Genomic DNA, 15,888 nt, shown 5'->3' with positions numbered 1-15,888 from the left:
TAACTTAGTCCTTATTTTCGCGTTGCGCACCAGAGGGCGACTGGTCCCGAACGCCGATATGGCGTTCCCAAAGGTCCGGCCGCCTTAGCCGTGTATCTGCCTCCGCCTGTTGTTTCCGCCAGGCGGCGATCTTCGCATGATCCCCCGATCGCAACACTTCGGGAATCCTGCGCCCCTCCCATTCGACTGGTCGGGTATAATGCGGATATTCGAGCAACCCCGTTTCAAAGGATTCCTCGACACCGCTGGAAGCGGCGCCCATTACACCGGGAAGCAGGCGGATGCAAGCATCCAGCAGCATCAGCGCGCCCATTTCCCCGCCGGACAGGATGATGTCGCCCATCGATATCTGCTCGATCGGTCGGGCATCGAAAATCCGCTCGTCAAAGCCCTCGAATCGCCCGCACAGCAAGGTCACGCCGGGGCCATCCGCCAGCGCCCTGATCCGCGCCTGCGTGATCGGTTTGCCGCGCGGCGTCATCGCCAGGATCGGCAGGTCGGGCCGCTGCGCCAGCGCATGGTCGATGCCGCGCGCCAAGATGTCGGGCTTCAGCACCATGCCCGCCCCGCCCCCGGCCGGCGTATCGTCGACGGTGCGATGCTTGTCGGTCGCAAAGCCGCGCATCTGGATCGGATCGCACGACCATTTCCCCTCGGCCAGCGCACGTCCCGCAAGCGACACGCCCAAGGGGCCCGGAAACATCTCGGGATAGAGGGTCAGGATCTGGGCCGCAAAGCTCATCGCCGGCGCGCCCGCAGCCGGGCGGCGGACAGGCCGCCAACCAGGCAGAGCGCACCGCAGCCCATCATCACGAAGCCGATCATCCGCAGCATGTCGGCAAAGGGCCGTTCGGGATGCAGCATGCCCGGCAGCAGCACCAGCAGCGGCAGGGGACAGACCAGCCCGATCGCCACCAGCCCCTTCACCCAGAGCGGCCAGCCAAGGCCGAACAGCCGCCAGCCCCCGGCCAGCATCATCAGCAGATAGATTGCGGTCAAAATTTGCGCCATGGCTGCGCGCCTAGAGCATTTTCGCCGCAGGGGGAACTGTCGATCGCCAGCGCCTCAGGGCGCCTTGACCTCCAGCTTCAATTCCTGGATTTCCGCGTCGGCCGTCGGCGCCAGCAACAGACTGCCTGCCACCCGCCCCTTCTCGCAGGTCCAGGTGAACTTGCCCGACAGATTGCCGGTCGCGCTCAGCGGTGCATCGACCGCGCAGCTACCGACCTCACCCTTCAACGCCGCCAGACGCTTGCCCCAATGCACCGCATCGGCATCCATCAGGAAATTCATCGCCAGATTGTCGCGGGCGGCCAGCACATCGCCCGACGCATAGATGCGCCCCGCCGCGGCATAGCCCTGCGCCAGCAGCGGACTGACCGGCACGTCCCGCGCGATCAGCGCTCCCGCCTTCTGCAACAGCATCGCCGCATCCCAGGCGGCGCCCGCCCCGCCATTATAGGTGCGATTGGTGAAGACGAAGATGCCGACACCATAATCCGGCATCAGCATCACATGGCTGCCATAGCCGGGATAGCCGCCGCCATGGGACAGGGTCAGCCCCAGGTCGCAATCCTGCGCGATCCGCATGGCAAAGCCATAGGCCGCCGCCTGACGGCAGGCGGTCGCCCCGCTCTTGCCGTTGCGCTGGCCGACGCTCATGAAATTGCTACCCTCCGCCAGCATCCGCACCGACGCCCGGCTGACCGGACCGCTCTCCGCATCGTCGCGCGGCGGCCAGGCCGACAGCAGAAAGGCCACCCAACGGGCATAGTCATTGGCACTGGTCTGCAGCCCGCCCATCGCGCCAAAGGCGCCGTCGGCCATGTCGGGCTCGCGCTTCCAGCGCCCATCTTCCCAGCGATAGCCGAGCGACCGCCGCGCAGCCGGCCATTCGCTCAGCTGATAGCCGCTCGACGTCATGCCCAGCGGCGTCAACAGGCTCTGCTCGACATAGCGGCGATAGGGCATGCCCGAGACATTGGCGATGATCCGCCCCAGCAGCGCATAGCCGAAGTTGGAATATTCATAATGGGTCGCCGGCGCGCTGCTCATCGGCACGCCCTGCTCCAGCATCCGGGTGAAGTCCGCGTCGGGCAGCGGCGTCTGCCGGTCGCCCCACGGATTATCGTCGACAAAGCCCGCGCTGTGCGTCAGCAGGTCGCGGATGCGGATGCGCGGACTATCCTTGGTCGCATAGGTCCAGCCGCGCATTTCCGGCACATAAGTCTCGGCCAGATCGTCAAGCGAGAGCTTGCCCTCTTCCCGCAATTTCAGGATCGACAGGGCGGTAAACGCCTTGGTCATGGATGCGATACGAAACAGGCTGTCCCCCGTCACCGGCCGCTTCTGCACCAGATCCTGCGCGCCAAAGCCCTTCACATGAACCAGCCTGCCATCGGAGACGATGCCATAGACCAGCCCCGGCGCATGACTGTCGACCTGGAAATCGGCAAAGAGACGGTCAATCTCGGGGATGGCAGCGTCGATCTTCCTGGCATCGGCAGCAACCGCCGGCGCGGACAGGATGGACAGAAATCCCAACAGGGTCACCATGCGCACAGCCATGGTCATCATGCGCTCCAATCCTCCACTGTCAGGCCGGGAATATCGGCGAAATCCTTTTCGTTGCGCGTCACCAGCACCATGGCCGACGCCATCGCCTGCGCTCCGATCAACCGGTCGACCCCCCGACGACGCCCCCCCACCAGGCGCACCATCTCGGCATAGGTGTGCGCCGCCGCATCATCGAACGGCAAGATATTCAGCAGCGCCAGAAATGTATCGACGCGCCGCAGGTCTCCGACCGGATCGCTAGAGCCGCGATTGCCGACCCGCAATTCGGCAGCAGTGACAGCGGAAACCGACAGGCGATCGAACTCGGCCGCCATCCGCTCGGCCAGACGGGCGCTTCGTCCGAGCAGGAAATCGATGCAAACATTGGTGTCGAGCAGATAAGCGACCTGCGTCATGCCGCAGACGACGCCGGCCCGGTCCAATCGCGATCCCCCTGATCGATATCGCCGCGTCCTTCCGCCATGAAGCCCGCCGACATGCTGCCGAACAGGGACAAAAGGATGTCGCGCTGCTGACCCTGCTTCCAGAAGGAAAAACTGCCATCGGCATGCGGTATCATGACGACTTCCTCGCCGTCATTCAGGCCCAGACTCTTGGGCAGCCGCAACGCCAGGCTGTTGCCCGACTTGAAGACCTTGGCCCGATATTCTTCGCCCATGGAGAAGCTCCGTATATACGGAGCGTATATACTATTCGGTAAAAGCCGCGTCAATCACGGCGCCGTCCTCGCTCAGCACCACCACATGCATCGGCGCCATGAAGCGCTTGCCGGGCTTGCCCTCGATCGACGGACGCTGCACCTCGATGATGTCACCGGCGCCGAAATTCTCGACCGCGATGATCTCGCCCAGCGTCTCGCCGGTGCTGCTTGTGCAGGGAAGGCCGACCAGGTCGGCATGATAATATTCGCCCTCGGGCAAGGCCGGCAGGGCGGAACGCGGGACGGTCAGCGCCGTGCCGCGCAGGGCTTCGGCCGCGCCGCGATCGCCGATCTCGGCAAAGCGGGCCACCGCGCCATTCGGGCCGGGGCGCACCGACTTCAACGTCAATGTGCGCCCCGCCGCATCGAAGCTCTTGTAGCTTTTCAGAGCCTCGGCCCCTTCGCCAAACAGCTTCAGACGGACTTCGCCCGCCACGCCATGGGCACCGATGATCGCGGCCAGGGTGACGGGCTTGTCGGTCAAGAGGATCAGCCCTCAGCCTGCTCGGCAGCAGCTTCCTCGGCGGGAGCGGCTTCTTCAGCGGCCGGAGCAGCGGCAGCGGCAGCGGCTTCGCGCGCAGCTTCTTCAGCTTCGGCAGCCTTGGCGGCGCGGTCTTCAGCGCGGTCCTTGGCCTTCTGGCCCGGCTCTGCCTTCTTCGGGTTGTTGCGAGCAGCGCGCTCCTTCACGCCAGCGGCGTCGAGGAAGCGGGCAACGCGGTCGGTCGCCTGGGCGCCGGCGGCAACCCAGTGCTTCGCACGCTCGACGTCGATGATGACGCGCTTTTCGTCGCCCTTGGGCAGGACGGGGTTGTAGCTGCCGATGCGCTCGATGAACTTGCCGTCACGCGGGGCGCGGCTGTCGGCCACGACGATGCGGTAATAGGGGCGCTTCTTGGAGCCGCCGCGCGACAGACGGATGGAGGTTGCCATGGAACTAGACCTTTCTACTCAAACCAAATTACGGAAATTGCTTATTTCTTCATGAAATTCTGAAAGCCGGGCGGAAGCTTGGGCATGTTGCCGCCCAGGCCACCAAGGCCACCCAGACCCGACAGGTCGGGCGGACCGCCCTGCCCATCCGCGCCGCCCGGACCACCCAGGCCGCCCAATCCACCCATGCCACCGCCGGTGAACATCTTGGCCAGCCCCTTGAGGCCGCCCATCTTGCGGATCTTCTTCATCGCCGTTTCCATTTCCTGATGCATTTTCAGGAGACGGTTGACGTCCTGCACAGTGCGGCCGGCGCCCTTGGCGATACGGATCTTGCGCTTGGCGTTGATCAGCGCGGGCTTCTCGCGCTCCTTGGGGGTCATCGACCCGATCATCGCGTCCAGATGCAGCAGCGTCTTGTCGTTGGCGCCGCTATTGGCCATCGCCGCCTGCGCCTTCTTGAGGCCCGGCAGCATGCCGGCCAGCGCGCCCAGACCGCCCATGCGGCGCATCTGGTTGAGCTGGCTGCGCAGGTCGTTCATGTCGAACTGACCCTTGGCCATCTTCTTGGCCAGCTTGTCGGCTTCCTCGGCGTCGATCGTCTCGGCGGCCTTCTCGACCAGGCTGACGACGTCGCCCATGCCCAGGATGCGTTGGGCAACGCGGGCCGGATGGAAGGGCTCAAGCGCATCCAGCTTTTCACCGGTGCCGGCAAACTTGATCGGACGGCCGGTGACCGCGCGCATCGACAGCGCCGCGCCACCACGGGCGTCGCCGTCCATACGGGTCAGCACGACACCGGTCAGCGGCACCTGCGCGGTAAAGCTGGTCGCGACATTGACGGCGTCCTGGCCGGTCAGCGAGTCGACCACCAGCAGGATTTCCGCCGGATTGGCGACGTCGGCGACCGCCTTCATCTCGTCCATCAGCGCCTGGTCGACATGCAGTCGGCCGGCGGTGTCGAGCATGACCACGTCGAAGCCCTGCAGCTTGGCCGACTGCAGCGCGCGCTTGGCGATCTCCACCGGCTGCTGGCCGGCGACGATCGGCAGGGTCGCGACATCGATCTGGGTGCCAAGGACGGCCAGCTGCTCCTGCGCGGCCGGGCGCTGGACGTCGAGCGACGCCATCAGCACCTTCTTGCGCTCCTTGTCCTTCAGGCGCTTGGCGATCTTCGCGGTCGAGGTCGTCTTGCCCGAACCCTGAAGGCCGACCATCATGATGACGGCGGGCGGGGTGACGTCGATCAGCAGGTCGCTGGTTTCGGCGCCCAGCGTCTCGGTCAGCGTGTCGGAGACGATCTTGACGACCATCTGGCCGGGCGTGATCGAGCGCAGCACATCGCTGCCGACAGCCTTTTCGGTCGCCTGGTCGACGAATTGGCGAACCACGGGCAGCGCCACGTCGGCTTCCAGCAGTGCGACTCGCACTTCGCGCATCGCGGCACGGACATCGTCCTCCGTAAGCGCACCGCGCCCACGCAGCTTGTCGAATACCCCACCGAGACGATCGCTTAGCGAATCGAACATCATCACCTCAATTCGGGCCAAGACCCGGAAAATCCATGCGCCACCCCAAAACGACAAAATCGCCGGCGGGCGAAAACTCGCCGGCCAGCGTCCATTCGATATCCCTCTTGGACATCCTGGAGTCGTCAGGGTTCCAGGACCAGAGTCCCGGATGCAGGGCGCCCCTTAAGCCAAAGCGGCCGCAAGCGCAAGTGCGCTATCCCGCAGCCAGCGCGGCCGCCGCCCCACTCATGATCGCCGTGCGCCCCAGCAACTCGACCAGCAGCAATCGTCCGGCGATCACCGCCAGCCCCCAGCGATAGGCCGGATGCACCGCGCCGCGCAGCCCGGCATCGGCGCGCATCGCGATCCCGACATAGAGCAACTGCATCAGTGTCGCACAGGCGCCCGCCCATGGCCCCAGCAACGGCATCGGCAATATCCGGCCGAATGCCGGCTCCATCATCGCGATGGTCCCGCACAATATCAGCCGCTTGTGCCAGTCGCTCCGCTGCCGCAGCAGGATCGCCGCCAATGTGAGCGAACCAAAGGCCAGCATGTCGAGCGGCCCCAGCACCAGGAATATGCCCGGCGGAAAAAAGGGCGGCACCCGCCCCATCTGCACCGCCAGGATCGACGTCGCGATACCCCAGGGGATCAGGAAGCAGGCAAGCCCGGCCGCAACCCAGCCCAACTGGCGATGGAGATCGGTCCGCCGCTGCGCCACCAGCAGTGCCTGCGCCAGGAACAGCAGCGTCCATGCCAGCAGCGACAGCGCATGGACATGCACCCACCACGGCACGGTCGCCACGTCGACATAGCCGCGCAGGGCAAAGCTGCCGAAGCCGCCAACCACGGTGACGGCGACCAGCGCCGCCATGCCGGTAAAGATGCGCCGTTCCCGCGCCTGTCGTTCCACTGCACCGATTGCCGTCGCCATTGCGTCGACCTCCCGCTCTTTGGCAACAATAGCGCAGCAACCACGCCCAATATTGTAAGAAGTCGCCACGTTCCGGCTCGGCGCTTGCGCCCGCCCGTCGTTTGCGCCAGCAAACCCGCCACAGACCGCATAACAGGGGGAGCTTTCTATGAGTTGGACACGTCGCAAGCCGATGGAGGCGATGACGCCCCAGGGAGGCGGCCACAGCATGGCGCGCACCCTGTCCTGGCCGCATCTGCTGGCGCTGGGCGTCGGCGCGATCGTCGGCACCGGCATCCTCACCCTGATCGGCGTCGGCGCCGACCGCGCCGGCCCCGCCGTCCTCATCTCCTTCGCCATTGCCGGCGCGATCTGCGCCTGCGCCGCGCTCGCTTATGCCGAACTGTCGACCATGATGCCGGCAGCGGGCAGCGCCTACAGCTACTCCTATGTGGTACTGGGCGAAGGCATTGCCTGGATCGTGGGCTGGAGCCTGATCCTCGAATATTCGCTGGTCGTCTCGACCGTGGCAGTCGGCTGGTCGGGCTATGCCGCCCCGCTCCTCACCCCGCTCGGCTTTCCCGAGGCACTGACCAAGGGGCCGGAACTTGGCGGCCTCATCAACATCCCCGCCATCTTCATCATCGGCGTCGTCGCCGCCCTGCTGATGTTCGGCACGCGCGAAAGCGCCCGGCTCAACACGCTGCTGGTGCTGATCAAGATCGCGACCTTGAGCCTGTTCGTCTGGGTCGCCCTGCCCGCCTTCGATGCCCAGCATCTCGAACCCTTCATGCCCTTCGGCTTTGCCAAGCATATGGGGCCTGACGGCATCGAGCGCGGCGTGATGGCGGCGGCCGCGATCATCTTCTTCGCCTTCTACGGCTTCGACGCGATCTCGACCGCGGCGGAGGAAGCCAAGAACCCGGACCGTGACCTCGCCATCGGCATCGTCGGCTCGCTGATCGTCTGCACCCTCATCTATGTGCTGGTCGCCGCGGCCGCGGTGGGCGCCATGCCCTTCACCCGCTTTGCCGACAGCCCGGAGCCGCTCGCCCTCATCCTGCGTGAAATGGGCCAGGGGCCGATCGCCCGGATCGTCGCGATCGCCGCCGTCATTGCGCTCCCCACCGTGCTGCTGGGCTTCCTCTACGGCCAGAGCCGCATCTTCCTGGTGATGGCGCGCGACGGCTTCCTGCCGCAATCGCTCGCCCGCATCTCGAAGCGCGGCACCCCTGCGCGCATCACCGCCGTCACGGCCGTGCTGGTGGCGATCATCGCCGGCGTGCTGCCGATCGACCAGATCGCCGCGCTCGCCAATGCCGGCACGCTGATCGCCTTCACCGCAGTAGGCGCCTGCCTGCTGATCCTGCGCCGCCGCGCGCCGGACCTCAAGCGCCCCTTCCGCACGCCGGCGGCGACGCTGGTGGGCCTGGGCGCCGTGCTCGGCTGCGCCTATCTGTTCCTCAGCCTGCCGATGAAGACCATCTACGCCTGCCTGATCTGGAACGCGATCGGCCTCGTCGTCTATTTCCTCTATGGACAGAAGCGCGCCTCGGCCGCCCGCTAGGGCCGAGGCCCGCACAAAGAAAAAGCCTCCCGTCGCGACAGCAACGGGAGGCTTTTTCTTTGCCTCGAACAGGGCAGCGCTCAGTGCGCCGCCGACGTATCCACCGGTCCGCTAGGCTTGGGCGCCAACCAGACGATCACCGCCGCCGCAAACAGCACCAGCGCGGAGATGAAGAAGACATAGTCGACCGAAATGGCGATCGCCTCCTGCTCCACCAGATTGGATATGGTCTGGCGGATCTGCTCGGTCGTCATCCCCATGCCCGACAGCGCCCGCTGCGCATCGTCGGGCTGCAAGGCGCCGGCCAGTTCGTTGCGCGACACACGCTGGCTATCGCTCCATCCGGTCAGCACCAGCGACGTCGCGATCGCGATCGCCATGGTCCGCAAGAAATTCTGCAGGCCGGCGGCCGACGCCGTCTCGCTCGGCGGCACCGACCCCAGGGTCAGCGTCGTCAACGGGATCATGAAGAAGGGCATGGCAAAGCCCTGCACGAACTGCGGCAGCGCCAGTCCGAAAAAGTCGATGCCGCTGGTCCAGTGCGCCCGCCACAAGGTCATGCAGCCCAGCCAGAAGACCGCGCCCGAAATCATGATGCGCGGATCGACCTTGCCGGTGAAACGCGCGGCGAAGGGGGCACTCATCACCGCCGCCATCGCCGTGAAGGCGGTGACGATGCCCGACCAGGTCGCGGTATAGCCCATCGACATCTGCAGCCATTGCGGGATGACCACGATGCTGGAGAAATAGGCGCCGAAGGCCAGAGCCAGCGTGAAGACGCCCGATGAGAAGCCGATATGTCGGAACACCCGCAGGTCGACGATCGGATGCTCCTCGGTCAGCTCCCAGATGATGAAGACGATGAAGCCGATGCCGGCCAGGATGGCGAGCGTCAGGATCAGCGGGTCGGAGAACCAGTCATGGTCGCGACCGATGTCCAGCATCACCTGCAGGCAGCCGATCCAGAAGATCAGCAGGCACAGGCCGATCTTGTCGATCGGCTGGTGCGCCGTATCGGTCTCCACCGGCCGCAGCATCGCCATCGCCGCGAACACGCACAGCGCCGCGATCGGCAGGTTGATGAAGAAGATCCAATGCCAGCTCCAATTGTCGCTGATATAGCCGCCGACGATCGGCCCCATGGCCGGCCCCAGCAGCGTCGTCATCGCCCACAGGCCCATGGCGCGCGGTCGCATTTCCGGCGGGAAGATGCGCAGCAACAGGGTCTGCGACATCGGCATGATCGGCCCGCCACAGATGCCCTGCCCCAGGCGCGCGGCCACGATCATGCCCAGCGTGGTCGACAGGCCGCACATCATCGAGAAGAAGCCGAAGCCGATCATCGCCCAGATGAAGGTCCGCACCACGCCGAAACGCAGCGCCAGCCAGCCGGTCAGCGGCACGCAGATCGCCTCCGCCACCGCATAGGATGTGATGATCCAGGTGCCCTGGTCGCCGGAGATGCCCAGATTGCCGGCGATATGCGGCACCGAGACATTGGCGATGGTCAGGTCGAGCACGACCATGAAGTTGCTCAGCGCCAGCACCAGCCCGGCAAGCGTGCGGGTGCGCGGCGAGAGCAGATTGAAGGTTTCGGGACCGCTCACGCGCTCGCTCCCTTACTTGCCGGCCAGATCGATCTCGACTTCGGTGGACAAGCCCACGCGCAGCGGATGCTCTGCCAGTTCCTTGGGGTCGAGCGCGATGCGCACCGGCAGGCGCTGGACCACCTTGATCCAGTTGCCGGTCGCGTTCTGCGCCGGGATCAGCGACAGCGACGAACCGGTGCCGCCGGAGAAGCCCACGACCTTGCCATGATAGACGACGTCGCCGCCATAGATGTCGGCCACCACCGTGGCGGGCATGCCCACCTTCACATGGCGCAGCTGGCGCTCCTTGAAATTTGCGTCGACATAGACTTGCGAGAGCGGGACGATGCTCATGATCGGGCTGCCCTGCGCGACACGCTGGCCGATCTGGACCGCACGCTTGGTCACAACGCCGTCGATCGGCGCACGGATGATCGTGCGTTCCAGGTCCAGCTTGGCGTCTTCCAGCTTCGCCTTGGCAACCATCACCGCGGGATCACTTTCCTCGGTCGAACCGCGGATCAGCGCGTCGTTGGCGGCCAACTGGCCGGTGGCGGCATTGCGGGTCGCCTGCGCGGTCTCGACACCGGCACGGGCCAGGTCCAGCGCCGCCTTGGCAGCGGCATAGGATTTGCGCGCCGCGGTGACTTCGTCACCCGAAACCGCGCCGCCCGCGACCAGCGCCTCGCGGCGCTGCAGGTCGATGCGGGCCTTGTCGAAATCGGCCTGCGCGGTCGCCAGTTGGGCACGGGCCTGGACGATGTCGGCGCCACGCGCCTCGACCTGCGCCGACAGCGAACCGCTGGTCGCGCTCGTCTGGCGGAAGCGGCGACGGGCATCGGCCAGGTCGGCCTCGGCCTGCTGCAGCGCGATCTGCGCGTCGGTCGGGTCCAGCTTCACCAGGATATCGCCACGCTTCACCGTCTGGGTGTCGGTGACGTTGACCTCGATCGCCTGCGCCGACAGCAGGGGCGTCACCTGGGCGACCTCCGCATTCACATAGGCATTGTCGGTGCTGACATGGTTGCGCCCGATCAGGAAATACCAGGCCGCCCACAGGACGCCGACCACCAGCACGGCGATCGCCAGACGGGTCAGCCAGGTCTTGCGGGCATTGCCGCGCTGCTCGGCCAGTTCGGGGGAAGTTTCGGTGGCGGCATCAGCCATTGGGTCGATCCTTGGACTGAGCGTCGCTCGCGGCAAAGCCGCCGCCGAGCGCGCGAATGAGGGCAATATCGAGAGAGAAGGCGCTCGCTTCCAGCTGCGCGACGGACTGACGCGCCGCGAGCAGTTGGTCTTCGACGTTCAGCACGTCGAGATAGGTGGAAAGCCCGCCCTTGTAGCGTTGCTGGGCGACGCCATAGGCATCCTGCGACGCGGTCAGCGCCGCCTTGGCGTCGGTCAGCCGCTGGTCCAGCGTCCGGCGGCTGGTCACGGCGTCGGCGACGTCCTGATAGGCGCCCAGCACCGTCTTGTCATAGCTGGCGACCGCCTCGTCATAGGTCGCGCGCGCGCCGCGATACTGGCCGCGCAACTGCCCGCCATGAAAGATCGGCAGGCTGATCGCCGGGCCGGCGCTGCCGAACAGCGAATCCTTCTTGAACAGATTGTCCGCAAAGGACGTCGAACCACCCGAAGCACCGGTGCCGGTAAACAGCGTTTCATACCCCAGCGACTGGACGCCGATCAGGGCGCTCAGGCTCACCGCCGGGTAGAAGGATGCCCGCGCCACCTTGATCCGGCTGGCGGCGGCCTGCGTCCGGGCCAGCGCGGCGGCGACGTCGGGACGACGCGCCACCAGATTGGTGGTGACGTCCGCCGGCAGGCCCAGTGGCGCCAACTGGCCGATCTGCGGCCGGGTCATCGCCAGGCCACGGTCCGGCCCGGCGCCGATCAGCGCGGCGATCTGATGCTGGCGCAGCTCGATCGCCACGCGGGCGGCCGCCAGTTGCGCCTTGGCCGAGGACACGGTGGCGTCGGCCTGGCGTACGCTGCCGCGCGTTTCCAGGCCATTCTGCCGCCGGTCGGCGACCAGCTTCTGGCTGGCCGTACGGATTTCCAGCGTGCGCTCCTGGATTTCCGCCTCGTCATAGAGGCGGGCCAGATCGGCATAGGCATCGGCGATCGCGGTGGTCAGCGCCAGGCGTGCCTGCTGCGCGTCGATCTCGGCCGCGCGGGCCTCCGACGTGGCTGCCGCCAGCGACGCCCGGTTCTTGCCCCACAGGTCGATGTCCAGACCAAAGTCCAGCCCGACCTTGCCGGTGCCCAGCCAGCCCTGCGGCACGAAATCCTTGGGCATGCCCATATTATAGCTCTGCTTGGTCACGCCGGCATTGGCCGTGGCGTCGACCGTGGGCAGCAGCGCCGCGCCCGATTGCTGGGCCATCGCCGTCGCCTGGCGGAAGCGCGCCAGCGCCACCGCCATGTCGGGCGAATTGCGCAGCCCCTCCTCGATCAGCGATGTCAGTTGCGGATCGCCATAGGCGCTCCACCAATTCTCGCTGGGCCAGGCAACCGTGTCGGCGCTCAGGCTGCGCCCCGCCTCCACGCTCTGCGGCGCGCGAATCTCGGGCTTGTCGCCCAGATCAGGTATTGAAGCACAGCCGGCCAGAAGCAGCGCTGTCACTGCAATACCGCCGGTGCGAATGGAAAAACTGATGCGACTCACGGACATATCCAAACCGTACCATCCAGTATGAAAATCGCCTTTGCCCCGCCGTACCACCCTTGTCAATATAAATAGCGTACTCTATGGTACGCTTATATGACATGCCCGGAAAAAGCTTTAGCCCCCAGTCGTCGGGAGGCCCGCCGCCTCGACCGGCGCCAGACGATATTGGAGGTGGCTGCCCGGCATTTTCTGGAAAATGGCTATGCCGCGACCAGCATGTCGGCCATCGCCGCCATATTGGGCGGGTCAAAGGGCACGTTGTGGAATCATTTCCCTTCCAAGGAGGAATTGTTTCGCGCGGTTCTCGAAAATGCGACTAGCACCTATCGCGCGCGGCTTTCGGAAATATTGGACCCCGGCGGAGACCTCCCCTCGACGCTGCACCGCACCGCGCTCAGCCTGCTCGAAAAGGTGACATCGCCCGAAGCGATCGCCCTGCACCGGCTGATCGCGTCGGAAGGTGGCCGTTTCCCGGAAATGAGCCGCATCTTCTATGAAATGGCGCCCAGCCATACCCGCATGCTGCTCGCCCGCTTCCTCGAAGGCGCGATGGATCGCGGCCAGTTGCGCCGCGACGACCCCGACAAGGCCGCCCGCGTGCTGATGCGCCTGACGACATCGGGCTGCCATGAATTGCTGCTGCTCAGCCAGATCGAACGGGTCACGCCGCAACAGATGGAAAGCGACGCCGCCTTCGCCGTCGACATCTTCCTGCGCGCCTATGGCGCCGAAGGCATGGCGCGTTAACCATTTCTTTGCCGCCAGCTTCTATCCTGCCGATCGCAGGAGTTGCTATCCAATGCCGTTTTTCAAGCGCAAGCCCCTTCATCAGATCGTCGCGCAGCAGCCGGAAAGCGGGGCCACAGCCTCGCGTCGGCTGCGCGTGCTGCTGATCGACGAGAATGCGACCGCCCGCGCCGTCATCGCCCGCCGCCTGTCGCGGCTTAACTATGACGTGGTGCTGGCCGAAAATGGCTTCATCGCCCTCAACCTTCTGGTCACGCGTCCGGTTGACCTGATCCTGATCGACATGGACCTTTTGATGCTGCCCGCCGTGGCGACGATGAAGCGCATCCGCGCCACCGCCCTCGCCCCCCATGCCTGCATCGTCATGCTGACCGGCCGCATCGACAGCCAGTCCGCCGTCGAAGTGCTGGAGGCCGGCGCCGACGACCATATCGTCAAGCCATTCGATTTCGACCTGCTCGATGCGCGGCTGCGCCATCTGTGCGCCCGCGCCGAACGGCTCGGCATGCTCAGCCGGCACAATGCCGAACTCGATGCCCGCATCGCCCGCCGCGCGGTGGAGCTGGGTGAAACCCGCGACGCCCTGCAGGAAATGCAGCTCGACCGCGCCCGCCTCGTCTCCTCGATCCAGGCCTTGCAGGATGAAGTCGCCCGCCTCAGCGCGCGGCAGAACTGACCCACAGACTGAGGCCGGTTTCAAGCCGTTCGGGCGGACCATCCGCCGCGATCCGCTCGGCATCCGCCCGCGCCCGGTCCAATATCGCCGCCGCCACCGACCCATCATGATAGACCCGGTCGGCCAGCGCCAGCATCCGCGCATCGCGCACGCTCAGGTCGTCGGGATCGGCCGACGACAGCCGGACAAGATATAGCTCGCCATTGTCCGCCTCCGGATTTTCCGCCAGCCAGACATCGACATCCGGATCCCCCCCCAGCGGATCGATCGCCCCGCCCGGCGCCAGCGCCTTGCCGATCGCCTGCCGCCGCGCGCCCGCATCGGGCCACAGGTCGCGCAAGCGCCCCCGCGCCGCGAACAGCGCCCGCGCCAGATCGCCCAGCCCGCTCGGCAACAAAGCCTCGATCCGCTGCCGCAGCGCCGCCGCCAGTCCCGCCGACGCCCCACCCGTGCCGATCGCGATCAGCACCGGATTGCGATCGACGATAGCCGGCAGGGTGAAATCGCACAGGTCCGGCTTGTCGGTCGCATTGACCAGCACGCCGCGCGCACGCAGTCGTTCCACCACCGCCGCGTCGCCATCCGACACGATCGCGACCCGCGCATCCGCATCATCCTCGCCGACGATGCGCGCGCCGGCGCGCTCCAGCAGCCGGCGCTTGGCATCGGCCGCCTCGCCTTCTCCGGTCAGGATGACCGCCCGCCCCTCCAGCCGCAGAAAGACGGGCAGGCTATGCATCAGCCAGCCACCCAATCGGGAATATGGTCGCCCGCGATCAGCGCCTCGATCGGCGGACGCGCGCGGACCACCGCCCATTTGTCGCCCGACACCAGCACTTCGGGGGTCAGCGATCGGCTGTTATAGGTGCCCGCCATGGTCGCGCCATAGGCGCCGGCGGTCATGAAGGTCAGCAGGTCGCCGGCCGCCACCACATCCATGTCGCGGCCCATGGCAAAGGTATCGCCGGTCTCGCACACCGGTCCGACCACGTTCGACGCGATCCGGTTGCCGTCCGGCGCCACCGCGCGGATATCGTGCCAGGCGTCATAGAGGCTGGGGCGCATCAGGTCGTTCATCGCCGCATCGACGATCACGAACGGCGCCTGTGCGCCCTGCTTGACGCGGATCACCTTCGACAGCAGCACGCCGGCATTGCCCACGATCACCCGGCCCGGCTCGAACATCAGCCGCGCATCCCAGCCCTGCGTCACCCGCGTCACCATCGCGCCATAGTCGGCCGGGCTCGGCGGCAGCGGCTGCGACGGGTCGTAGGGCACGCCCAGGCCACCGCCCAGATCGGTGGTGCGGATGTCATGGCCGGCCGCGCGCAGCTGCTTGATCAGCGCGCCGACCTTGACGAAGGCCGCCTCCAGCGGCGCCAGGTCGGTCAGCTGGCTGCCGATATGCACGGCGACGCCCTGGACATCGAGGCCCGGCAGGTCGCGCGCGGCGGCATAGCTTTCCAGCGCCCGGTCATAGGGGATGCCGAACTTGTTTTCTGACTTGCCGGTCGAAATCTTGGCATGGGTGCCGGCGTCGACATCGGGGTTGATGCGATAGGCGACCGGCGCCTTCTTCCCCATCGACTCCGCAACCTCCGACAGCATTTCCGCTTCCGGCTCGCTTTCCAGGTTGAACTGGAAAATGCCCAGCTCCAGCGCCAGCTTCATTTCCTCGGCGGTCTTGCCGACGCCCGAAAAGACGATGCGATCGGCCGGAATGCCCGCAGCCACAGCGCGCTGCAACTCGCCGCCCGACACCACGTCCGCGCCCAGCCCCAGCTTCGCCAGCGTCGCCAGCACGGCGGCGTTGGGATTGGCCTTCACGGCAAAGGCGATCAGCGGATTGTCGAGCTGGGACAGCCCTTCGCGGAACACGCCGACATGGCGTTCCAGCGTCGCGGTCGAATAGACATAGACCGGGGTGCCGACCTGCTGCGCAATTTCCGTCATCGGCACCTGCTCCACATGCATGGTGCCGTCTACATAATCGAAATGGTCCAA

Annotated in this window: 17 protein-coding genes; 3 read left to right on the top strand and 14 right to left on the bottom strand. The window is 66.2% G+C overall.

Annotation, left to right across the window (positions count from 1 at the left end; genetic code table 11):
- Positions 1–4 precede the first annotated feature (4 nt).
- The 9 genes from trmD to DIZ22_RS02185 all read right to left on the bottom strand — a co-directional run bounded on the left by trmD (position 5) and on the right by DIZ22_RS02185 (position 6,655).
- Complete coding sequence (gene trmD / locus DIZ22_RS02225) at positions 5–742, bottom strand: tRNA (guanosine(37)-N1)-methyltransferase TrmD (RefSeq protein ID WP_004208092.1); 738 nt, start codon at positions 740–742, stop codon at positions 5–7.
- The gene (locus DIZ22_RS02220) at positions 739–1,011 is read right to left on the bottom strand and encodes a hypothetical protein (protein WP_004208093.1); all 273 of its coding nucleotides are present in this window, start codon (positions 1,009–1,011) and stop codon (positions 739–741) included. Before DIZ22_RS02220 ends, trmD begins: the two co-directional genes overlap by 4 nt.
- A 54-nt stretch (positions 1,012–1,065) precedes the next feature.
- Positions 1,066–2,577, bottom strand: coding sequence for a serine hydrolase domain-containing protein (locus DIZ22_RS02215; protein WP_048937725.1), 1,512 nt, complete (start codon positions 2,575–2,577; stop codon positions 1,066–1,068).
- The gene (locus DIZ22_RS02210) at positions 2,574–2,999 is read right to left on the bottom strand and encodes a type II toxin-antitoxin system VapC family toxin (RefSeq protein WP_048937726.1); all 426 of its coding nucleotides are present in this window, start codon (positions 2,997–2,999) and stop codon (positions 2,574–2,576) included. Before DIZ22_RS02210 ends, DIZ22_RS02215 begins: the two co-directional genes overlap by 4 nt.
- A complete protein-coding gene (locus DIZ22_RS02205; protein WP_004208096.1) occupies positions 2,969–3,235 on the bottom strand; it encodes a hypothetical protein in 267 nt (88 codons plus the stop codon). The genes DIZ22_RS02210 and DIZ22_RS02205 overlap by 31 nt, the downstream gene beginning before the upstream one ends.
- Before the next feature lie 31 nt (positions 3,236–3,266).
- Positions 3,267–3,761: a ribosome maturation factor RimM gene (gene rimM, locus DIZ22_RS02200; protein ID WP_004208097.1), complete on the bottom strand. Its 495-nt coding sequence runs from the start codon at positions 3,759–3,761 to the stop codon at positions 3,267–3,269.
- 5 nt (positions 3,762–3,766) lie between these two features.
- Positions 3,767–4,207 (bottom strand): 30S ribosomal protein S16, encoded by a 441-nt coding sequence (gene rpsP, locus DIZ22_RS02195; protein WP_004208098.1) that lies wholly within the window; start codon positions 4,205–4,207, stop codon positions 3,767–3,769.
- Between the two features lie 41 nt (positions 4,208–4,248).
- Positions 4,249–5,739, bottom strand: coding sequence for a signal recognition particle protein (gene ffh, locus DIZ22_RS02190; protein ID WP_010335520.1), 1,491 nt, complete (start codon positions 5,737–5,739; stop codon positions 4,249–4,251).
- 193 nt (positions 5,740–5,932) lie between these two features.
- Positions 5,933–6,655 carry a hypothetical protein gene (locus tag DIZ22_RS02185; protein WP_048937727.1) on the bottom strand — a complete coding sequence of 241 codons (723 nt, stop codon included), beginning with the start codon at positions 6,653–6,655 and terminating at the stop codon, positions 5,933–5,935.
- 148 nt (positions 6,656–6,803) lie between these two features.
- Between DIZ22_RS02185 and DIZ22_RS02180 the strand changes: the two genes are divergently transcribed.
- A complete protein-coding gene (locus DIZ22_RS02180) occupies positions 6,804–8,201 on the top strand; it encodes an amino acid permease (RefSeq protein WP_048937728.1) in 1,398 nt (465 codons plus the stop codon).
- A gap of 80 nt (positions 8,202–8,281) precedes the next feature.
- On the opposite strand, the gene DIZ22_RS02175 is transcribed toward DIZ22_RS02180, so the two are convergent.
- The 3 genes from DIZ22_RS02175 to DIZ22_RS02165 are packed head-to-tail and all read right to left on the bottom strand — an operon-like array spanning position 8,282 to position 12,464.
- Complete coding sequence (locus tag DIZ22_RS02175; protein WP_004208105.1) at positions 8,282–9,808, bottom strand: DHA2 family efflux MFS transporter permease subunit; 1,527 nt, start codon at positions 9,806–9,808, stop codon at positions 8,282–8,284.
- A gap of 12 nt (positions 9,809–9,820) precedes the next feature.
- On the bottom strand, positions 9,821–10,957 hold the full coding sequence (locus DIZ22_RS02170) for an EmrA/EmrK family multidrug efflux transporter periplasmic adaptor subunit (RefSeq protein WP_010336804.1): 1,137 nt from the start codon (positions 10,955–10,957) through the stop codon (positions 9,821–9,823).
- Positions 10,950–12,464 carry an efflux transporter outer membrane subunit gene (locus tag DIZ22_RS02165; RefSeq protein WP_017501881.1) on the bottom strand — a complete coding sequence of 505 codons (1,515 nt, stop codon included), beginning with the start codon at positions 12,462–12,464 and terminating at the stop codon, positions 10,950–10,952. The genes DIZ22_RS02170 and DIZ22_RS02165 overlap by 8 nt, the downstream gene beginning before the upstream one ends.
- Positions 12,465–12,554: 90 nt before the next feature.
- On the opposite strand from DIZ22_RS02165, the gene DIZ22_RS02160 reads away from it, so the two are divergent.
- A complete protein-coding gene (locus tag DIZ22_RS02160; protein ID WP_026109325.1) occupies positions 12,555–13,208 on the top strand; it encodes a TetR/AcrR family transcriptional regulator in 654 nt (217 codons plus the stop codon).
- Positions 13,209–13,260: 52 nt separating this feature from the next.
- Positions 13,261–13,884, top strand: coding sequence for a response regulator (locus DIZ22_RS02155; RefSeq protein ID WP_037507792.1), 624 nt, complete (start codon positions 13,261–13,263; stop codon positions 13,882–13,884).
- Here DIZ22_RS02155 and DIZ22_RS02150 read toward each other — a convergent pair.
- A complete protein-coding gene (locus DIZ22_RS02150) occupies positions 13,865–14,623 on the bottom strand; it encodes an NAD(P)-dependent oxidoreductase (protein WP_048937786.1) in 759 nt (252 codons plus the stop codon). The two genes, DIZ22_RS02155 and DIZ22_RS02150, sit on opposite strands and share 20 nt — an antisense overlap.
- Positions 14,623–15,888, bottom strand: a complete 1,266-nt coding sequence (gene lysA, locus DIZ22_RS02145; protein ID WP_048937787.1) for a diaminopimelate decarboxylase — start codon at positions 15,886–15,888, stop codon at positions 14,623–14,625. The genes DIZ22_RS02150 and lysA overlap by 1 nt, the downstream gene beginning before the upstream one ends.

The sequence above is a fragment of the Sphingobium sp. LF-16 genome (assembly GCF_003711185.1).
In the GTDB taxonomy this organism is placed as follows: Bacteria; Pseudomonadota; Alphaproteobacteria; order Sphingomonadales; family Sphingomonadaceae; genus Sphingobium; species Sphingobium yanoikuyae_A.
The sequence above is the reverse complement of the archived record's forward strand: the minus strand, read 5'-3'. Positions and strand labels throughout refer to the sequence as shown.